The sequence below is a fragment of the Lysinibacillus sp. DFXJR4 genome (assembly GCF_057196045.1).
Genome location: NZ_JBXUNW010000001.1, coordinates 734,624 through 755,294, shown reverse-complemented (window position 1 = coordinate 755,294; position 20,671 = coordinate 734,624). Strand labels below are relative to the sequence as shown.

Here is a 20,671-nt window from a genome sequence, read left to right as displayed (position 1 = left end):
TGTTCAAAACAAAAAAACGCCTTTAAATTAAGACGTTTTTATGCAATGCATTCTTAACTCCAATACTTCTTCATCTGTACCTGCTCTGTTGTCACTTCAAGTCCATTTTTAATGAAAAAATCTGTTGCTGGGTTGCTTGTTAAAAAATTCACAGCTGTGATTTTTACCTTTTCATCCGTTATGGTCGATAGGAAGTACGGTATATCCTCCACCTTACCATTTTCTAATAGCTCTAACTGATATAGAATAATTGTGTCAATTGCTCCCTCCTGATTCCATACCGTTCTATATAATAGATAACCGATAGCTTCCTGGTCGTCATTATAAAAAACTTTCGCTTCCCCTTGTTTATTGCTTTGCCAGCTACATTGCCATGGAACATCTTCCCGATAAACGGGTAAATGCGCAAGCTGTTCTGGTCTTATCGTGTTGGCCTGAAATGACCTTTGCTTGTCAATTTTCGCCTCAAAATCTCCTCTTAAAAAGAGAAGGTTATTTGTAATGACATAACCAAATTTCTTATATAGAGCAATGGCTACTTCATTCTCTTTAATAGCCTCAAGGGTTGCTATTTCAACTTGCTCTCTTTCATAGATGGCTATAGTTTCTTCCATTAAAGCTCGAGAGACACCCTTTCCACGATAATTCGGAGAAACGCCTGTTCCTCCATTCCAAGAAGTTTTCTTGCCATCAATTTGTCTAAAACCATTCATCACAATGCCAACTGGTTCATCATTTGCAAAGGCAACAATCGACAGCTTTGACGATAGTCCTTCTCCCACAAGTCGAGTTAAAAACATCTCTTCGCTCATATCAATCTCGACAAAATACCCTTCAAAGCCTTTATTCCAAGCGCGAAGTCCTTGTTCTAATGTACATTGTGAAAGTGTTTTAATATTCATATTGTCCCTCATTTCAAAGTAAAATTACTGGTAATTAAGTTGAGCTAAATTCTTCAAAGTCAGTTTTTTGACAATTTCATAGCCATTTCCAACACCAAGTGGCTTCACAACAACCATCCCCATATTTGAAATATGACCTAACCCTATACCTTCTGGAAAGCTATGGGCAATAATCACTTGATTCATTCGAAATGGAGGCTTCTTTTCCAATACAGCCTGTAAGTTTGACAGTATTCTCGTCTGTTCATTTAGAGGAATTTTTCCACCTAAAGAATTGATATTAAACCAAAAAGGGTCAATTTGTATATATGTTGTTGGAAATGCAAGCTGTGCCGTCTCAATTGTACGGCAAAAAGGACTTGCGATAATCGGTGGTGCAACTGGGATTTGCCAATGCCTCAGTAGTTGTCCAAAATATATTGCCTCCCTCCGTCCTTCCTCAGATAAATTTCTCTGACTCATACAATCTTGAAAACATAGATTTTGCTGATCTATACCGACCGTTGCTTCTCCATGCCGTGCATATAAAATGAATCCACCCTTTCTCCATAAATCAAGATCTGATATATTCAATTTTCTTTCCTCCTAATAATACCATTTAGCTTCATAGTAATATATGAATCAGCTGTCAGAAACGATTACTACATAGCCAAAAAAGCTTCCTACAATTTATATAGGAAGCTTAGGTGTTCATTTTATTGGAATATTTACAATGGCTGTTGTCTCTAAATGTTTGGATGAATCAATCGAAATTTGCCCGTTATATTTATGGACAATTTCATTAACAATAAATAAGCCCTGCCCTCTTATTTTCCCATTTTCTAGTTTTTTAGTGGAAAATCCTTGCTTAAATATTTGACAAGCATCTAAAATATTTGGCCCGGTATTGGTAACTTTAAATTCATAATACAAATCATCTGCATTACAACAAATGGTTATTCTCCGTTGCCCCTCTGGTAATTCGGTTGCCGCATCAATGGCATTATCAATTAAGTTTGATAAAATTTTAATTAAATCCGTGGTCTTTATTTTATGAAAGTCATTCTGTGAGATGGTGAAATCCATATCAATATTATGATTTTGCGCTGTTAATTTTTTCGTTTGCAATAAAATTGATAAGCCAGGATGATTAATATTTAACTTCAGTGACTTAATCGCCTGCACCTCTTTCGACAATGAGGATAAATATTGTTTAGCCTGTTCAGGTTTATCTAGCTGAAGCAGTCCATGCAATACTTGTATATGATTGGTAAAATCGTGTCTTAGAGAAGAAACAGAAGTAATTAAGGTCTTTATTTCAGCTTGATAGGTATCCTCAGTAGCTCCAACCTCTTTGGCAACCTCTTTTTGATACCATCTTTGTAAAAATAAAAATGAACCAATGACGATTAAAATTAATACGCCATTAAAAATAAAGATAAAGAGATTGTCCTCAATTACTTTTCCTTTAATACCATTCAGTGTATCTGCACTTATATCAATGCCAAGATAGGCGATGATAGTACCAGTTTTATCTCTAATTGGTGCCCCAACTGAAAGGTAAGAACCATGTACAGAATCTGGTATTACCTCTGTTACAAATGTTTCTCCCTTATAAGCCCGTTGTACTTGCCGTTCAGGAACCGTACAGACTTCCCCAATATCAAAGCCTTCTGTTATTTCGCTAGGCATCCCCATGATCATGGCATGTGAGACCTTAGGATTATCTACCTTTAAGGTATAAACAAATAATGCTCCAAGTTTAATTCTCGCATCATTTAAATAGCTTCGTAATTCCCAATAATAATCGTTCTTTTCTGGATTATTTATAAATTGTTGGTACGCATCCACGTCAATAGAGGATGCAATCGAAATAGCAGCTTCAAGGCTTTGGTTCGCAATAGATTCTTCCACCGTTTTTTTCATCTTAATATAAGATGTAAAGATATTTAAACTTGTAAACAGTAGTAATAAAATAGTTGATAGGATTAGGATTAGTTTTAATTTTCGGTTTTTCATACTAAGTGGTACTTCCTCATCTCTAGAAATGAATAATGACATGATGTAGCTGGAGCAAGTTTTTTGATAGCGGCTAATGTCAACAGAATATGTATATAGTCGTAATCATTATACTATAATAAACTTCTTCTCATTGTTTGTTGTTCTTCCTTTAGAGTATATAGTCTTGTTTATCCTACTTTAACAAAATCATAAAAGCAATTTTTTTTTAGTACAGAGCAAAGTAAAAAAGAGAGTAGCACACAAGCTACCTCCTTTTTCGAAAACATGTATGATTTTTATGCACAGCTAACTTCTTTAATTTATATAGATGATGCCCTTTATCACTTTTGGAAGCATTAGTGCCCCCTCCAAGTATTCTTTAAATGAAAATGCTGTTGGCTGCGCATTCCCACCGATTCCAACAAGAATCTCTAATGTTTTCGGTTGATAAATAATCGTATGTAATGTGCCAAAGTATTCCTGATAATTATGATAAAATAATGGTGAATTTTCAGCGTTAAAATGTTGATAGAGGGCTGTTGTCGTGAGTTCTTCCTTCAGTAGTTTCGTTAAAAATTGTTTTCTATGAATAGAACCTTCTATCATTTTCTTATTTTTTTCTATTAAATGTATAGACTCAAAATGATTTGTACAAATGAAAGAATTTTCCCTCTTGATCACTTGCTTCTGTGGAGAGGCTTCGACTACAATGGCTCTCCCACTACAATCTGTCATAGAATAATTATAGCAGTAACCATGTGGAATTTCCTTTATTAACATACATGCCTCTTCGATTGTTTTACATTGCTCTAATAGTATACGAATAATTGTAGAGGCAATAAAGCCTTTTTCGGAGTGCTCATGATTAACAAAATGCAGCCCAACTACTAACCCGTATTCATTCATCCCATCCAGTCTACCAATAATTTGCTGACTGAACCCGATACTTGCATAACCATTCTCTGGATTAGAGAAAACAAGCCTAGCATCGTACAAAGCTGGACTGAAATCATAATTACGGACATACATCCCATCATGCATAAATGCTGTACAGCCCATTTCTGGAAAAGTAATAGTATAGCCACTGTACAATCTAAGCACAGTGTCCAACGATAGAGCTGTACCAGCACTCAAGCCCTCCATTTCATTGATAAGCTGTGGACAATGTTTCTGTAAAAGTTGTTTCGCTATTTGAGTATTAGTAGACCTAGTTAAGTGCAATAAAGCATCTTTTTGCATTTGCAATAAAGAGAATAGCCCTTTGCCTTGCTGTAAACCCATTTGGTAGTAGCTACCTTTCACATCTTCAATTTTGACGACTAGCTCTTCATAACCTGACATGTTCATTTTCTCTCCCTTATCAATTCATTTTTCAATAGTATAAAGCTTCAAGTAAATAGAAGGTCAAGAAAATGTTATATGGAAACAAAGAAAAGGACTAGGTACAGTCAGCTATACCTAGTCCTATTTTTTTCTTTTACTAGATGTTCTAGTTTTATCCTGCACATTTAAAAATGCTGGACGTTTACCATAGCCTTTAGGAGATAATCTCACTAAAGATTTTTTCATATCTTGCCAGTTTAAATCTGCTCCTACATTTAAGTATGGAATTCCAAAAACTCGCAAATTTGCCGCAAATAGAAGAATGAAAAAAATTGCTATAAAGAAGCCATATAAGCCGAAAAATGCAGATGCTACTATAATGATAATGCGAAATATACTCATTGCCGTGACAAAGGATTGATTGATAAGTGTATAGGCTGCGATACTCGAAATAGCAATCACAACTATCATTGGAGGACTTGTAATACCAGCTTTGATCGCTGCATCTCCAATGATTAGACCTCCAATGACACTCATGGATCCACTAACGATACTAGGAAGACGCATATTGGCCTCACGGAACATTTCAAACATAAATACCATTAGTAGTATTTCTAGAATCGTAGGAAATGGAAGCCCTGTCCTTGATTGTACAACTGTTGCTAAAAGAATCAAAGGTAATTGATTTTGATGATAAGTCGTAAGTGCTAGCCAAAAGCCTGGTAAAAGAACGCTAATTAATATACCCACAATACGGAGCAATCTTTCCATAGAACTTACAATTATCGGATAATAATAATCCTCACCTGATTTAAATAGTAGCAGCACGTTAGCTGGTGTTATAATAGCATAAGTGACACCATCCACCATGATCACAACTCGACCATTGATTAAGGCCTGTACAGCAAAATCTGGACGCCCTGTATAATCATGTCTAGGGAGAATTTTTGCACTTTGTTCAATTCGTTCCATTAATATATCTCCACTAAACACAATATCCGTATCTACTTTTTGAAGACTTACTTTGATTTCTTCTAGTATTTTTTTATTAACAATATCCTCCATATAAAGGATCGCAACGGATGTTTTAGAACGTTGACCGATTTCATACTTTTCAACACCTAATGAATTTGTAGGTAACCGTTTTCGTAATAAAGCAAGATTAATATCGATATCCTCAATAAAATCGTCTCTCGGACCCTTTATAACCAATTCAAGGGCTGTTTCTCTAGGCTCTCGATTTGGCTTTTTAGGAATATAACTTGTAAATAATAATTGTTCGTCTTCAAAATACAGCAGCACATGTCCTTTATAGAGTTTTGTAATGGCTTCCTCTTTTTCTGAGATTTTTTTTAAATGCGGAACGTGTAGATAATTTAAAATATCTTCCTCTAATAATTTATCTGAAGTATTTTCAAACATCAATTGGAGCCCTCGAACAATAACAGTTTGTAGTAATTGTTCATTGATTATTGCATCACAGTGAATAACATGTACTGTATGTTGCTGCATTATATACCTTTGAAAAATCACATCAGCAGAGCGTTGAAATAGTGCCTTCAAAGTTTGCAAATTTATGATTTGTTCCATTTGAATACTCATCATCTCCTACTGAGTCAGCTCCAGATTCGTACATGCATCCATATACTTACACAATATTTTCCCCATGCTTGTTTAAAATATTCAGGTTTTACAGATAAGATACTTTAGATAAATTCAAACTTTGCTTTAGCCAATCATTCTCTTTAAATTCGCCATTTCGATAGCAGACATTGCGGAATCATAGCCTTTATTACCTGATTTTGTACCCGCACGCTCAATAGCTTGCTCAATATTTTCAGTTGTCACAATGCCAAAAATGACAGGTACATCTGTTGTTAATGATACGTTGGCGATCCCTTTTGCCGATTCATTGCATACATAGTCATAATGTGTTGTTGAGCCACGGATCACTGTTCCTAAACCAATGATAGCATCGTATTTCTTTGTTTCTGCAAGCTGTTTTGCAATAAACGGAACCTCAAATGCACCAGGAACCCATGCTACATCAATAAAGTCCTCATCTACACCGTGACGCTTTAAACCATCGAGGGCTCCGTCTAATAACTTACTTGTTATAAATTCATTGAATCGACCTACTACGATAGCAATTTTTAAGTCTGTACCAATTAATTGTGCTTCAAATGTTTTACCCATTTCTAAATTCTCCTTTTTTAAATTGTTATTTTGAGATTTTGCTGGCGATATAACGCCAATTCTTCAATTGAAATTATTTTTAGCTGATGATGCGCTGCATAGTTGACTAGTTCATTGAAGCGTAGCATTTTTCCATCATCCCCCATAATTTCACAAATAATGCCTGCGGGGATACTGTGGCAAAGCTTAGCTAAATCAATGGTTGCTTCAGTGTGACCCCTACGCTCTAACACACCATTATCCTTTGCGATTAGCGGAAATACATGTCCTGGTCTACGAAAATCGTTTGCCTTCGCTTGTGGTTCAATCATTTTTTTAATTGTCATTGCACGTTCAAAGGCGCTAATTCCTGTCGTTGTATCCATATAGTCGATACTAACGGTAAATGCTGTCTGATGATTGTCTGTATTATTACTTACCATCGGCTGTAAGGCTAATTTTTGTGCGAGCTGCTGTGTAATTGGTGTACAAATAAGTCCTCTTCCATATGTCGCCATAAAGTTTATCGTATCAGGTGTCATATACTCTGCTAAAGCCAATAAATCTCCTTCATTTTCTCGATCCTCATCGTCTACTACAATAATCATCTTGCCCTGTTTTAAATCCTCTATTGCTTCTTCAATTGTATGCAGCAATATTGGCACCTCCTCACTTTTTGTTAAAATCCGTTTTGTGCTAAAAAGTCTCTCGTAATAGTCGGTGATTCCTGACTATGCTTTAGCTGGTGCAAAATGTATTTTCCAACTAAATCCGTTTCAATATTCACTAGAGCGCCAATTTTCTTCATACCTAAAATAGTTTCTTTATACGTGTGTGGTATCAGTGATACTGTGACACTTTTCTGCTCAACGTGAAAAAGCGTTAAGCTCGTACCATCAATCGTAATGGAGCCTTTTGGGATACAATAGTTTGTTAAATCCTTGGATAGCTCAATATCGATATAAACTGCGTTTGCTAATGGTCGTTTACGTACTATTTTCCCTACTCCATCCACATGCCCTGCTACAAAATGGCCACCAAATCGTCCATTTGCAGGCATTGCTCGCTCTAAGTTAACGGGGTCTCCTACAGCAAGCTGCTGCAAATTCGTTGCCTTCACCGTTTCTGGCATGACATCCATCGTTAGCTCTTGATCAGTAAAATTTGACACTGTTAAACAGACACCATTGACCGCTATACTGTCTCCGAGCTTTACATCCTCTACCATTTTTGCTGAAAGGATCGTTATTTTCATACTTTGCTGATCTGTTTGCAAGGTTTTTACTGTGCCAATATCTTCAATAATCCCTGTAAACATTTTTCCACCTACTTTCTTTCTACATGTTAAAGGCTCTATCCATCGGTTTTGGGATTCTATCCATCAGTTTTTGAGGTCAATCCTTCGCTTTTCTAATACATCAATCACTTTAAGCGTTCTATCCCAATCAAAGAAAAAACCCCTTCGCTTAAAAGGGGTTTGGGAGTTCATATAAATAAGACGTCAGCAAATAAACCTTATGAAATTCTATATTTTCCCATAGGTCGTCATCTCATCGTTCTTCTCCCATCCAGACTATCACTGTCGGTTTTGGATTTGCACCAAATCAGCTTTCGCTCACGGACTTTGAATTGCTTCATCACCGCCGATTGGGAATTTCACCCTACCCCGAAGAACATACAGCTATTTAATTTTTTCGCTAAATAAAAAAACCTCCCAATCTAAACGATGGGAAGTAGTTAACATAAAAGCATAATCAAATAATCCTTATAAATTCATGCGAATTTAAAAAGATTGCACTTTTACCCTTCTCCCATCCAGACTGTCACTGTCGGTTTTGGATTTGCACCAAATCAGCTTTCGCTCACGGACTTTGAATTGCTTCATCACCGCCGATTGGGAATTTCACCCTACCCCGAAGGATTTTTATTTAACTTATTCTTTACGATAACACTATTTTATAATATTATCCACAAAATTATTTACTAAAAATTTCTGATAAACTTCATCCACATACACTCTTATATTCTTTTCATATACTGGATATTCTACTTCGAGCCTTGCAGCCACTTGCTGTGAAGCCTTTGCGAATAAATCAAAGGCTTGATATAATGCTTGCCATATAGCTTTTTTAGAGGATAACTCAAAGGTCCCCATCAATTGTGAAACTTCCTCTGCATGTAAATACTGAGATATATACTTATAACATTTGCCAACACTTAAGCTAAATTCTGTTTCAAAGCCAACTCGCCAAGATAGCATTCGAAGTAATTCTTCCCGTAAAATATGTTCAAAATGATAATTGGCAAAAAGAAGCTCATTGCGACAAATGCCTTTTACTACATAAGTAGAAACCATCCAAAATTCATTGCAACAATCGTCAAATGAACGTGCACTTGGCTTTTGTATATGATACGTAACATCTGTTGCTTCAGGAACATTTAAACAGCGCTGGTCTTTATCCAGAATGATTTCTAAAAGTCCATCACTTTCGAGATAAAGCTCCAATTCTTCAATAGGAACTAGAGTCAAATCAATTTTTGAATGATCGGTAAATAACATTAAATAGGAAAACCAATTGCCTAGTTCTGGTGGAAATAATTCCATATCCTCTGGGGTTTGCGTTATGATTCGCTCGCCTAAGAAATCAATCCATTTATTATTTTCAAGAAAAGCTGCCATATCAGTTACAACAAAGGAAATATCATAATCCTGAAAATCATCCCTTGGCACATTGGGATTTGTTCTTGAGCCCTCCATACCTACTACTCGAATGCGTTCATCCTTTTTAGCAAAATCTAATAGTTTATCAATAGGTCGAGTATTTTCCATATCATTTCTCCCTTAGCAATATATCTACTATTTATAATAGCAAATATATACTTACGTTTCCGTCATGATGCCACCATTAACGTGCAAAACCTGGCCAGTAACAAAAGAAGAATCATCAGAAGCTAAATAAATATAAGTAGGTGCAAGCTCAAATGGCTGACCTGCTCGCTTCATCGGCGTTTCTAAGCCAAATGTTTTGACGTATTCTGCTGAATAGCTTGAGACAATTAGTGGTGTCCAAATTGGGCCAGGGGCAACTGCATTCACTCGTATTCCCTTTCTCGCTAATTGCAAGGATAAAGACCTAGTGAAAGAGACAATTGCGCCTTTCGTGGAGGAATAATCGACAAGTAATGGAGCCCCAGCGTAAGCTGTCACGGAAGCAGTGGAAATAATTGCCCCACCCTTCTTCATATAAGGTAATCCTGCCTTTGTCATATGAAAATGTGGAAAAATATTGGTTTCAAACGTATCATACAATTGTTCATTTGAGATATCCAAAATGCTTTGCTGCGGAAATTGGACACCTTGATTTAAAATCAGTATATCTAGCTTACCAAAACAGTCCATCGTTTTTCTTACTACTTCCATAGAAAACTCAGGATGACGTAAGTCCCCTTCAATCAATAGAATGGATTGCCCATATGCCTCCACCATTTGCTTCGTTGCTTCTGCATCAGGTCGTTCATGTGGCATATAGGTAATAGCCATATGGGCACCTTCCTTTGCAAACCCAATAGCAACAGCACGACCAATTCCACTATCTCCCCCAGTAATTATCGCGATTTTCCCCTGTAATTTTCCACTCCCTTTGTATGCTGGATTGTCGGAAATAGGAATTGGTTGCATAACATATTCTAGCCCTGGCTGTATATCTTGATGCTGCGGTGGGAATGTGATGGGAACTTGCTTACACTTCGTTTCATATCCAATATAAGGATACTTCGGAATCATATTGTGACCTCCTTCCAATATTACATACAAACTACATAATTCGACATGATTAGATATATGTTGCAAACGCTAGAAAAAGACCTACAAACTGTACTATCTTGCATTGCTATTTGTAATTCGTCAAAGCTTTTCATATTCAATGGCATCATTTTCCGATACAATATTTACCATGGTGATACCCATTTTGTTTTTAACATATTGAAAAAAATACTCACCTAGAGTCATTTACCACCACCTGCTTCATATGCTATAGAATCATGTCATAATACTTTAAATCGGATTTCTTTGATACGTAACATTTTCAAGGACGAAGCGTCTATAAAAGTAGAACATAAAGGAGAACATTTTCAATGAAATATATCATCTTTGATTTTGATGGCACACTGGCTGATTCAACGGCTGTATTTGCGTCAGCTTGGAATACACTTGCACAAAAATATAAATTTAAAGGAATAGAGTTTAAGGAAATCGAATCCTTAAAAAAATTATCCATGGCGGAGCGTAGTAAATTATTTGATTTTCCAATGTATAAATTACCCATGATTTTACCTCAATTTTATCGTTTATATCGTCAGTCCTTAAACGAGGTTCATCTTTATGAAGGAATCAAGGATGTACTAATGGAAATTGATAAAAGAGGCTATAAAATCCTTATCATATCGTCCAATTCCCAGGAAAATATTTTAGAATTTCTAAAAATGAATGGTATTCAATGTGTTTCAAATGTACTTTGCTCAAATCGTATTTTTGGGAAGGATAAAGTGTTGAAGAAATTTTTAAAGGACTCCAGCAGCTCAGCATCAGACGTTTTATATATAGGGGATGAACAAAGAGATATTGTAGCATGTAAAAAAGTCGGGGTACCAATTATTTGGGTTTCTTGGGGATATGATTCTATTGAGGTGATTCAACAGGAAGAGCCTGAATATAAAGTAAATGCTCCAAAGGAAATTTTAGATATTATTTAATCTAAGAGGGGTATGGCCATAAAATGGATTGGCTATACCCTTCTTTTTAATTTTTCACTTCACTAATATGCATTAATTTTTCTGCTGTGCTATTAACACCTTTATAGGCATCTGTTAATCCATACATGCTAGCCGAAAACTGTTGAGTAAATGCGGCAATTTGGTTTGCTGATTCATTTACTTGGTCGATGGCTTGTTTAATACTCTCTAATTGGTTTGTAATGCTATTCGCGCTTTCGGTACTGCTTTGAGACATTTTTTGAATCTCAGTGGCAACTACTGCAAAACCACGTCCATGCTCACCAGAACGAGCTGCTTCAATGGATGCATTTAGTCCAAGAATTTTCGATTTCATCGCTAAATCTTTGACTAAATCTACAATAGTATTAATTTGTTGAATATCTTCAATCATAGACTCTGAGAACCTAGATAGTTCCTCTAATCGATCGGAAACATCTACACTTGCCTTTGCTAATTCTTCATTCGTCGCAGTCATTTCCTCCACTGTGCTCGACAGATCTGTTGCTAGTAATCGCATATGATCCATTTTTTCATTTGAAAGAATTGCACTAATAACACCGATTACTTGTCCACCTTCAAAAATAGGTTGTGCAGATGCAATATAGGCCATGCCAAAATCCTCAGCACTTCGCTCTTCTCGGATAAATCTCCCTGAGCTAAGTGCCTTTTCAGTTGTTGTTCCACGATATTTATCTACAGAATCACCAACACAAACCTTTAAATCCACTTGTTTTCCTGGCTTATAAGCAATGACCTTCTCTGTATCTGCTACAATTATACAAGCATCTTCTGGATAGGTTACCTGGTAAAAATCGATTGAGTCTATGATTGCCTGCAGCTTTGCATGCATTGTCTTTTCCCCTTCCCCATTTACACAATTAAGGTACATCCATCATATAAAGTAATTGAAAGAGCCATTTCGATAAAATATTCTACCCCTTTATTGCGCTGGATGAACCATTATTATACTGAAATACCTCAATTTAACTATAGCATGACACATTTAAAAAGACACCATTGAGCAGAGGTGTCTTTAGCATTAATTATGTTGTTTCAAAAAATCTACATATTTTTCTGCTGTTCTTATCTCAACAGTTAAAAAATTTTTTCCATAAATAGATTGGATTAAAAATGGTACATCACTTGTATTATGAAACCTAAAATCTAAGCCTCCATAGGATACCGTAGCATCCCTTCCCTTTGGAACATAGCCAACATCTAATGAATGGTGATGACGTTCCACAAATTTTATTTGTAACTGATCTACTGCATTAAATAAAGTTGATGAGGTTTGGCAAACACCACCACCAATGCCCATCACCAGCTTCTTATTTATAATTTCTGGTGCAGGCTGATAACCATTCTCCTCATCCCTTGGTCCAACAACGGTGTTAAATGAAAAATAATCCCCGCTTCCAACAATAACATTGTGAATCGCTTTTGCAGATAATTCGATGTTTTTATTTCTTCCTCCATCAGCATTATTAAAATAAGTGGTATAGGATGCAACAACGGTTTCCGACAAATAAGGAATATCTTCCAGATAATAACCGCTTTCTGTTATATAAAGTGGCATCATGACTTTACCACCAGATGTTGAAGCCTCTAATATTCTATCTACCAATTCTTTTTCTTTTAAAACTATTAAAGGACTACCCTTTACTATTTTTCCGTTATCATCCATCCTATCAAGTATCATCCGCTGATCATAGCCAACCGTATCTCCATTTCCTCTTGCCAGCTCTTTTGCCAATTGTTCAATTTCCTTTGTATAAGATGATACATCGCTTTCATAGCCCATTTCATGTGGAGAAATTGTTTGTATAACCGCATTTGTGGAGGGATCAACAATTTTCACAACAGTCTCCAATTGTTGCTTTTGCTCATAAGTAACAGCCTGTTTGTTTTCCTTGTGTTCCTGCTCTAAATCTTGCACTTCTTGCTCTTGTTGTTTCTCATTCTCCGATTTTCCTTGACAGCCGAATAGTCCAATTGTGCATAACATAAACAGTGCGACCATCCACTGTTTTTTCAATAGCAAGCACCTACCTCTAACGTATTAGTACAGAAACATCTTATTCGTTTGATAGTGATAGTGTGTTGCTTTTTGTACATTTTTATTTATTTTCATATTTATGTGTACCTTTTATTGAGAATTTAGCTCTGTGACCAGCACTATCCATCCATGTTTTCACAACATCCTTACTATTTTGCCTGAAACATCGTTACTATTTGATTGTAATTAGCAAAATGACTAATATTTATTTAAATAAAAATGATAATTCGTATTTTACATAACTCTTTTTTGATAGAGCCGATAAATTAACACAATATAGAGCCAATCATAAAAAAGAGTCGCAAGTGAGACAATGGTAATCAAGGGAGTTCGAAAGTACATATAAAAGCCTACTGCTGCAAATATAGTACCAATCATTTTACAAACTGCTATGCCCATCGATTGGCCACTAAGATTTCCTCGTTGTAGTAATAAGGCAATAAACAGCCCTGACATCATCAGATTTTGTGAAAATGCAGCATATTTTCCGGCTATATCCTTGAATTCATGCATCATTGCTAAAATAATGAAAAAACATGCACCAAGCGTTATAAAAAATGATGCATAGAATATTTTACTAGGAATTAATTTTTGATATTCTTTATGACCATATTTTAAATATTGCATCATTATCATGATGTCTAATAAAAACCAAAGGAAGGTAATTATTCTTTGAAGATCATTTTGTGGGTACATAAAGGCAAAGATAAATTCCCATGAAATATTGGCACAAATGGCGGCCATTGGCATACCATACTTCTTATCCTGGAATCCCTGTTTGATAATGAGTATATATGTAATAATCCAAAATAGCCCCATGCCTAATTGACAAATTAATAAAAACTTTTCTTGAGCCATTAATTCAACACTCCTTCTATATTTGATTCTTCGATACTATATGTGAAGAAATCTATTTTTTATGTCTAAAAATACAATAGAAGGGTATGAGTATTAAGTGCCTATACATTCACAACTCAATCCTATATAGTAAGACGAGGTGATGATATGAAAACAAAAATTTATGTAGATAATGCCCCTTTTATTGCTGGCATTACCTTAAAAGATTGGCACGAGCTAGAACAAAATAATATGGCATTGCATACTTGTATGAATATAGCGGACGTGCTTGAAAATCGCAAAAATTTAGCAGCTTCGTTGCAATGTGACCTCAATCATTTTGTCTGCATGCAGCAAACGCATAGTGCTAATTTTTATTGTGTTACAGCCTCCGATAAAGGACGAGGAGCTGAACAATTGGATACCGCCATTGCGAATACTGATGCACTTTACACACGCGAGCCAAATTTACTTTTATGCAGCTTTACTGCCGATTGTGTACCAGTTATTTTTTATAATGATGTCAATGGACTGATTGGCGTCGTGCATTCAGGGTGGCAAGGGACCGTTAAGGAAGTAACATTGAAGCTTTTCCAGCATTTAATCGAGCAGGAGCATTGTCAGCCACAAGATTTTCATGTACAAATCGGTATGGCGCTGAGTCAACAAAAATTTGAAGTTGATACAGATGTCTATGAGAAATTCCACAATTTAGGATACGCTGAAGATTTTATGTATTTTAATGCTCAAACCAATAAATATCATATTGATAATCAACAAACCGTCAAAAAACAATGTGAGCTTGCGGGTATTCCTTCTAAGCAGATTGACATTGATGCAACCTGCACATATCTTAACCCAAATGGTTTTTCCTATCGCGAAGACAAACAAGCCGGTAGACATTTAAGCTTTATTATGCGAAAAGAACAATAATTAAAAGGGACAATCCACAATTGATTGTCCCTCATAGTGTTGAAAAACTAAATGGTCAAGGATACCTTTGCGAATATTTAGTCAAAATGAAGATGATTTCCGTTCCAGGCTACTCGCTTTCCGGTGGGCGAGCGACGAGCCGCTTCCTGCGCTGACGCTCCGTGCAGGGTCTCGTCTGTCTCGCTATCCCACGGGAGTCGAGTAGCCTTGCACTCCAATCTGCAATAGTGTAGAACTTTAAATATTTTCTTCCCTCAAAAGTAAAGTAAAAGCATGTTACTTACCATCATTAAATGGAAAGAATAGTGGTACAATTCTATAACTGCCAACCTACATTTTATTTTTATGCATTAAACAAATTTCTACCTTTACATAAAGCCACTTATGGCTGTCGCGCTGCTTTCGCATAGAAAAATGTTATCAAAGCTCCACTTTGCGCAAAATAGTGATGGTTAAGACTTCAATTTATCACTATATATTTATGTGAAATACCAATGAATGAGCAATGGTTGATTGGAGTGTAGACTGAGTGATTCCTCGGGGATTCAGCGTCACAGATGAGACCCTGGAGCGCGAGTGAAGCGGCTCATCGGACGCCCCCAGGAAGCTCTGCTCTGTGAGAAAGCGAAGCGTCAGCGGCAAATGTTTTCTGTAGCGAAAGCAAAGCGACAGCTACAAAGCACTCAGTCGGAACGGAGATCAACCCCTCGTTTTGAAAAAGGACTATACTTTTAATTTGTCACCTTGATTTCATTGACATAATAGTATTTCAACAACATGAGGGACAATCCACAATTGATTGTCCCTACTCTATTTATAATAAGATCATTTTTCAAATATTATCTAGGGGAGCTCCTATAAGACACCCTCTTCTCACTGCTCATGACGGTTTTTGCCAATGCCAAATACATAATAGCTTATCGTCACTAAAGTTAAGAACATAATTCCTACGATTAATGAAACACGTGTATCATCATTAAACCACATTCCGATTAGTACCATTACTAAAAAAGCAATTGTTAAATAGTTTGTAATCGGAGCAAATGGCATTTTGAACGGGTGCTTAGATAGCTCTGTACCATGTGTTTTTCTGAATCCTATTTGACTGATTAAAATAATAAACCAAGGGACCATTCCTGGTAAAACACTTGCGCTATAAACATAGACAAATAAATTTTCTGGCGCCAAATAGCTTAAGATTACACCAATGACTAGACCTACTAAAACACCTGCTGTCCCGAATAATGGTACCCCATTATGAGAAAGCTTGGCAAAAAACTTCGGAGCTTGTCCATTGATAGCCAATGTATACAACATTCGACCTGCGCTGTATATCCCACTATTACAGCCCGACATTGCCGCTGTAATGACGACAAAATTAATAATTCCAGCCGCTGCTGTGATACCCACCTTAGCAAACGTAGCGACAAAGGGGCTGCCAATTGTCCCCAATTCATTCCATGGATAAACCGTCACAATAACAAAAATGGCACCAATATAGAAGATTAAAATACGCCAAATAATACTTTGAATCGCATTTGTAATTGTTTTTTGAGGATTTTTCGCCTCTCCAGCTGTTATACCAATTAACTCGACTCCTTGATAGGCAGCAACCACTAACGATAAGGCGAAGAAAAAGCCTGTCCAGCCGCCTGTAAAGAAACCTCCATGATCCCATAGATTAGATAGCCCAATAGCAATGCCATCATTACCTAGACCAAAGAAAATGAGCCCGATTCCAGCGATAATCATTAAAATAATTGTAACAATTTTTATCATCGCAAACCAAAATTCAAACTCACCAAACGATTTTACTGAAATAAAGTTAGCGACACCTAAAATGACCATTGCAATAAATCCTGGAATCCATGCTGGTAAACTTGGATACCAGTATTGCATATAAGTACCTACTGCAATGATTTCTGACATACCAACAATAATCCACTGAAACCAGTTACTCCATGCTGTTAAATAACCTGCTAACGGATGAATATATTTATAGCCAAATGTTGCAAAAGAGCCAGTGCTTGGCTCCTTATAAAGCATCTCTCCCATAGCCCGCATAATAAAAAAGATAAAGATACCTGCTATAGCATAGGCAAGAAGCACAGAGGGACCCGTCCACTGAATAGCACTAGCTGAACCCATAAATAGACCAACGCCAATTGTACCGCCTAACGCAATCATTTGGATATGACGTGCCTCTAACCCTCTCTTTAATTCTTTGTTTACCACTCGAATAACGCCTCTTTCTTTGATGTTTTTCTAAGTTGAATACTTTTTCTATATTAATAAATACATCCTAAAAATACAATTGTATTTTTAGGAAAAACATATATTAAGTTTAAAATCAAAAAAGCATGAATCCGATTCAATACCGAAATCATGCTTAACTAGTAAGGGGAATCTTTACAAAGATTTTCTATCTAGGTCAAGAAATAACTAATCCACTAATTTTATTTATTGTAACAACGTTTGCTCTTGAAGTTTGGCTGAAAAGTATTTACGGGCATCCGCTGTTAGAATTTGTAGCAACACAACTTCCTTCTGACGTGCAAACTCTACAAACATTCCACTTAAATTTTCATACACATATTTAATTTTGTAGCCGCTATCTAAAAAATCATCTATTTTTTCAATCTCCTCAGTGCTTTGTAAATGTTCTGACATGCCATCACCTCGTCCTCTCTGTTGTCTTATTTATTCAGCACCTTTTATTTCTAATAGAGGATCCGTTGTTTCAACAATATCGTCCTCACTTGGTTCAACTGTTGGCGTAGGCATTTGAGGCTGGGTGAAAAGCTCATCCAAATTACGCCCAACTGTTATCCCTAAATATTTTTCATCATTTGGATCTTCTATTTCTGCTTGAGGATATTTTTTAAACCACCAATACTTTGCTAACACATAATAAACGAAAGCACCTACAAAAAAACCAACTAATGACGAATAGGTTGAGAAGATATTAGCTACTGCACCACCAATTACCCAGGCAATCAAACCAGCCATATTAAATCCATTGAAATATTTAAACTGCCCCTCTAACTCATAAAGTGCCTTGACATCCACACGACGTTTACGGATTAAATAATAATCAGCAAATAAAATACCAACGATTGCAGTTAAAATACCACCTATAATTAATAGGACATTTACCATCACATCAAATAAGCTCCATGGTTGTGCGAGAATACCGATAATTCCAGCGATAACAACCCCTACCCAGAACGGTACTTTTGGCCCACCAATATTGGAAAAAATAGTGGCTGCTGGCACTACATTTGCAGAGGTATTTGTCGACCATTGTGCTAACACAATCATTAATAGTAAGATGCCTAATATAAATCCACTTGCACTTTGCTGTAAAGCATTAATGGGATCAGCCGAGGCAACAGCCATATAGCATACTGCTCCTATTGTGACAATAAATGTGTTTGTAATCGGCATAACAATTAGTGAACCAACAAGCTGTGTTTTATTCCGTTTGAACCAGTTACGCTCATTTTTAGGTGCTTTAAAGAATCTTGACAATGAGGGCATATCAGCCGCCAGTGTTGCCCAAAAGCCCATATTTGCCATCACAACGACCATAAAGGCGGTAAAGGCGGCAAAGCCTGTTGTTGGGGCTTCTACCCACGTCCAAATATTTTTTCCTTGAGAAGTTGCATTATCTGCCAATGTGTAATACATCCAACAGGAAATTAAAATAATGACAGGGGCTGCTAAATCAGCAAAGCGCTCAATGGATTTAATGCCCAGAGATGTATTAAAAAGCTGCAGTGCTGCAAACACAAGGAAACAGATAAACCAATTATCAAAACCAAAAAGTAAATTTAAAATACCGTTAATTGCTAATGCCCCAAAATACGTATTAAGTCCAAACCAACAGGCAGCTGTAACGCCACGAACGAGGGAAGGTATATGGGTGCCAAATGTACCAAATGGTGCACGCATATAGACAGGAAAAGAAAGCCCATGTTCTATACCAATATCACCTATTAACGTCATAAAGACACCGATTAAACAAGAGCCTATCAATGTAGCTAAAATTACCATTGGCAATGGTAAGTTAATAATTGCTGATCCACCAATTGCAAAAGCCGCTAATACAATGGCCATTCCGATCCAAATTACCGCAAAACCAAATGTTCCAATATTTCTTTGTTGATGTGTCACTGGAAGTAAATCTGGGGATTTTAAATAATTCCCTTCACGTTCCATTCTGTTTCTCTCCTTTTTTCTCTAATTTCCGTGACAACTTACATGAGGTTAATCCTTCCTTCAACCATAGTGTTGCAGGAAGATGGAATTTAGTTTATATGCATAAATGTGCAGTAAATGCCCTTAGTAAAAACCTTTAGGATTATTTCGCAAGACTACTAATCAGCGCTTGACGTTGATTCCATGTCATTGGCGGAATGGTAGATTTTCGTTCCACCATTGTAATAGCACTTTCTACTGGGCAGACAATAGAGCATAAATTACAGCCTACACAATCCTCCTCTCGAACTTTTAACATTGGGCGACCATCCTCTGTATAGAGGTCAATACATTGATGTGATGTATCTTCGCAAGCGATATGACACTTGTTACAATTAATACAAATATCATTATTAATTTCAGCGACAATTTTATAATTTAAGTCTAAATCACCCCAGTTAGAGTATCTTAGAACGGAGCGACCAACTAAATCCATCACTGAAGTTAGGCCTTTATCATCTAAATAATTATTTAGACCATCAATCATATCCTCAACAATACTAAATCCATGGTGCATTGCTGCTGTACAAACCTGTACCCCTGTCGCACCCATTAAAATAAATTCAGCTGCATCCTGCCAATTAGAGATTCCACCAATACCTGATATCGGGACATTGACTAAAGGATTTCGGGCACACTCTGCAACCATATTAAGTGCAATTGGTTTAACTGCAGGTCCACAATAACCACCATGTGCACCCTTACCTGCTACATGAGGTACTGTATTCCATGTATTTAAGTCAACACCCGCAAGGCTGTTAATCGTATTAATCATACTAATAGCATCTGCTCCACCTCTTGTGGCTGCTTCTGCCGTTACCGTAATGTCGGTAATGTTTGGCGTTAGCTTCACAATTACAGGTGTACGTGCCGCTTCCTTTACCCAGTACGTTTGCTTTTCCACCAATTCAGGGACTTGACCAGAGGCAGAACCCATCCCTCGTTCTGCCATCCCATGTGGACAACCAAAGTTAAGCTCAAGACCATCAACCCCCACATCTTCTACGCGCTTCACAATTTCATGCCACTTTTCCTGCTTTGGCTCCACCATTAAAGAGGCAATAATCGCGTGATTAGGAAACTTCTTTTTAGTCTCATAAATTTCTTGTAAATTTACTTCTAACGGTCGATCCGTAATCAATTCAATATTATTGAAGCCTGCTACTCGCTGGCCATTATAGCTAACAGCTGCAAAACGGGAGGATACATTTAAAATTGGCTCCCCTAATGTTTTCCACACTGCACCTCCCCAGCCTGCTTCAAAGGCGCGCTGTACTTGATAACCTGAATTAGTTGGTGGTGCGGATGCTAGCCAAAATGGATTCGGCGATTGGATGCCCGCTAAATTAATTTGCAAGTCTGCCATATAAGTTCCCCCTTTATCCTGATTGGTGAAACTAACAATCAGTGAAGGATGTTGAAAACCCCCACT

At 36.8% G+C, this 20,671-nt stretch carries 18 protein-coding genes, 1 pseudogene and 2 riboswitches; of the genes and pseudogenes, 2 read left to right on the top strand and 17 right to left on the bottom strand.

All coding sequences use genetic code 11. The features are described 5' to 3' along the window. Window positions 1–53 precede the first annotated feature (53 nt). The 10 genes and pseudogenes from AC2CGN_RS03855 to AC2CGN_RS03810 form a co-directional block, all read right to left on the bottom strand. Complete coding sequence (locus AC2CGN_RS03855; protein ID WP_484512230.1) at window positions 54–902, bottom strand: GNAT family N-acetyltransferase; 849 nt, start codon at window positions 900–902, stop codon at window positions 54–56. A gap of 24 nt (window positions 903–926) precedes the next feature. Then, window positions 927–1,475: a histidine phosphatase family protein gene (locus AC2CGN_RS03850; protein ID WP_429981103.1), complete on the bottom strand. Its 549-nt coding sequence runs from the start codon at window positions 1,473–1,475 to the stop codon at window positions 927–929. A gap of 117 nt (window positions 1,476–1,592) precedes the next feature. After that, a complete protein-coding gene (locus AC2CGN_RS03845; RefSeq protein ID WP_484512228.1) occupies window positions 1,593–2,900 on the bottom strand; it encodes a sensor histidine kinase in 1,308 nt (435 codons plus the stop codon). Between the two features lie 297 nt (window positions 2,901–3,197). After that, window positions 3,198–4,223 (bottom strand): C45 family autoproteolytic acyltransferase/hydrolase, encoded by a 1,026-nt coding sequence (locus AC2CGN_RS03840; RefSeq protein ID WP_484512227.1) that lies wholly within the window; start codon window positions 4,221–4,223, stop codon window positions 3,198–3,200. Between the two features lie 123 nt (window positions 4,224–4,346). Further along, entirely contained in the window at window positions 4,347–5,807 is a 1,461-nt protein-coding gene (locus AC2CGN_RS03835) for a spore germination protein (RefSeq protein WP_484512225.1), read from the bottom strand. 126 nt (window positions 5,808–5,933) lie between these two features. Beyond that, the gene (gene ribH / locus AC2CGN_RS03830; RefSeq protein ID WP_054770326.1) at window positions 5,934–6,401 is read right to left on the bottom strand and encodes a 6,7-dimethyl-8-ribityllumazine synthase; all 468 of its coding nucleotides are present in this window, start codon (window positions 6,399–6,401) and stop codon (window positions 5,934–5,936) included. A gap of 35 nt (window positions 6,402–6,436) precedes the next feature. Beyond that, a pseudogene (ribB, locus tag AC2CGN_RS03825) lies at window positions 6,437–7,036 on the bottom strand (3,4-dihydroxy-2-butanone-4-phosphate synthase); the annotation flags it as partial. 23 nt (window positions 7,037–7,059) lie between these two features. Beyond that, a complete protein-coding gene (ribE, locus tag AC2CGN_RS03820; protein ID WP_484512223.1) occupies window positions 7,060–7,698 on the bottom strand; it encodes a riboflavin synthase in 639 nt (212 codons plus the stop codon). A 234-nt stretch (window positions 7,699–7,932) separates the two neighbouring features. After that, window positions 7,933–8,058: riboswitch (FMN riboswitch) on the bottom strand. 121 nt (window positions 8,059–8,179) lie between these two features. Beyond that, window positions 8,180–8,305: riboswitch (FMN riboswitch) on the bottom strand. Between the two features lie 26 nt (window positions 8,306–8,331). Further along, window positions 8,332–9,210: an aminoglycoside 6-adenylyltransferase gene (locus AC2CGN_RS03815; protein WP_429990593.1), complete on the bottom strand. Its 879-nt coding sequence runs from the start codon at window positions 9,208–9,210 to the stop codon at window positions 8,332–8,334. Between the two features lie 51 nt (window positions 9,211–9,261). Further along, complete coding sequence (locus AC2CGN_RS03810) at window positions 9,262–10,164, bottom strand: SDR family oxidoreductase (RefSeq protein WP_286922923.1); 903 nt, start codon at window positions 10,162–10,164, stop codon at window positions 9,262–9,264. 350 nt (window positions 10,165–10,514) lie between these two features. Between AC2CGN_RS03810 and AC2CGN_RS03805 the strand changes: the two genes are divergently transcribed. Beyond that, complete coding sequence (locus AC2CGN_RS03805) at window positions 10,515–11,132, top strand: HAD hydrolase-like protein (protein WP_429981096.1); 618 nt, start codon at window positions 10,515–10,517, stop codon at window positions 11,130–11,132. A 46-nt stretch (window positions 11,133–11,178) separates the two neighbouring features. Here the strand turns inward: AC2CGN_RS03805 and AC2CGN_RS03800 are convergent, their stop codons facing one another. From AC2CGN_RS03800 to AC2CGN_RS03790, 3 genes are all read right to left on the bottom strand, one after another. Beyond that, a complete protein-coding gene (locus tag AC2CGN_RS03800) occupies window positions 11,179–12,003 on the bottom strand; it encodes a methyl-accepting chemotaxis protein (protein WP_484512220.1) in 825 nt (274 codons plus the stop codon). Between the two features lie 189 nt (window positions 12,004–12,192). Continuing rightward, on the bottom strand, window positions 12,193–13,188 hold the full coding sequence (locus AC2CGN_RS03795; protein ID WP_484512219.1) for a VanW family protein: 996 nt from the start codon (window positions 13,186–13,188) through the stop codon (window positions 12,193–12,195). Window positions 13,189–13,443: 255 nt separating this feature from the next. Next, the gene (locus AC2CGN_RS03790; RefSeq protein ID WP_484512217.1) at window positions 13,444–14,067 is read right to left on the bottom strand and encodes a transmembrane-type terpene cyclase; all 624 of its coding nucleotides are present in this window, start codon (window positions 14,065–14,067) and stop codon (window positions 13,444–13,446) included. Window positions 14,068–14,214: 147 nt separating this feature from the next. Here AC2CGN_RS03790 and pgeF point away from each other — a divergent pair, with 147 nt between their 5' ends. Continuing rightward, complete coding sequence (gene pgeF, locus AC2CGN_RS03785; protein ID WP_484512215.1) at window positions 14,215–14,979, top strand: peptidoglycan editing factor PgeF; 765 nt, start codon at window positions 14,215–14,217, stop codon at window positions 14,977–14,979. A gap of 873 nt (window positions 14,980–15,852) precedes the next feature. Here pgeF and AC2CGN_RS03780 read toward each other — a convergent pair. The 4 genes from AC2CGN_RS03780 to preA all read right to left on the bottom strand — a co-directional run bounded on the left by AC2CGN_RS03780 (window position 15,853) and on the right by preA (window position 20,605). Then, window positions 15,853–17,214: an amino acid permease gene (locus AC2CGN_RS03780; protein WP_484512213.1), complete on the bottom strand. Its 1,362-nt coding sequence runs from the start codon at window positions 17,212–17,214 to the stop codon at window positions 15,853–15,855. Window positions 17,215–17,439: 225 nt separating this feature from the next. Beyond that, window positions 17,440–17,649, bottom strand: coding sequence for a hypothetical protein (locus AC2CGN_RS03775; RefSeq protein ID WP_286922917.1), 210 nt, complete (start codon window positions 17,647–17,649; stop codon window positions 17,440–17,442). 30 nt (window positions 17,650–17,679) lie between these two features. Further along, window positions 17,680–19,200 carry an NCS1 family transporter gene (locus AC2CGN_RS03770; RefSeq protein ID WP_429984849.1) on the bottom strand — a complete coding sequence of 507 codons (1,521 nt, stop codon included), beginning with the start codon at window positions 19,198–19,200 and terminating at the stop codon, window positions 17,680–17,682. A 142-nt stretch (window positions 19,201–19,342) separates the two neighbouring features. After that, window positions 19,343–20,605, bottom strand: coding sequence for an NAD-dependent dihydropyrimidine dehydrogenase subunit PreA (gene preA / locus AC2CGN_RS03765; protein ID WP_429990599.1), 1,263 nt, complete (start codon window positions 20,603–20,605; stop codon window positions 19,343–19,345). Window positions 20,606–20,671 lie beyond the last annotated feature (66 nt).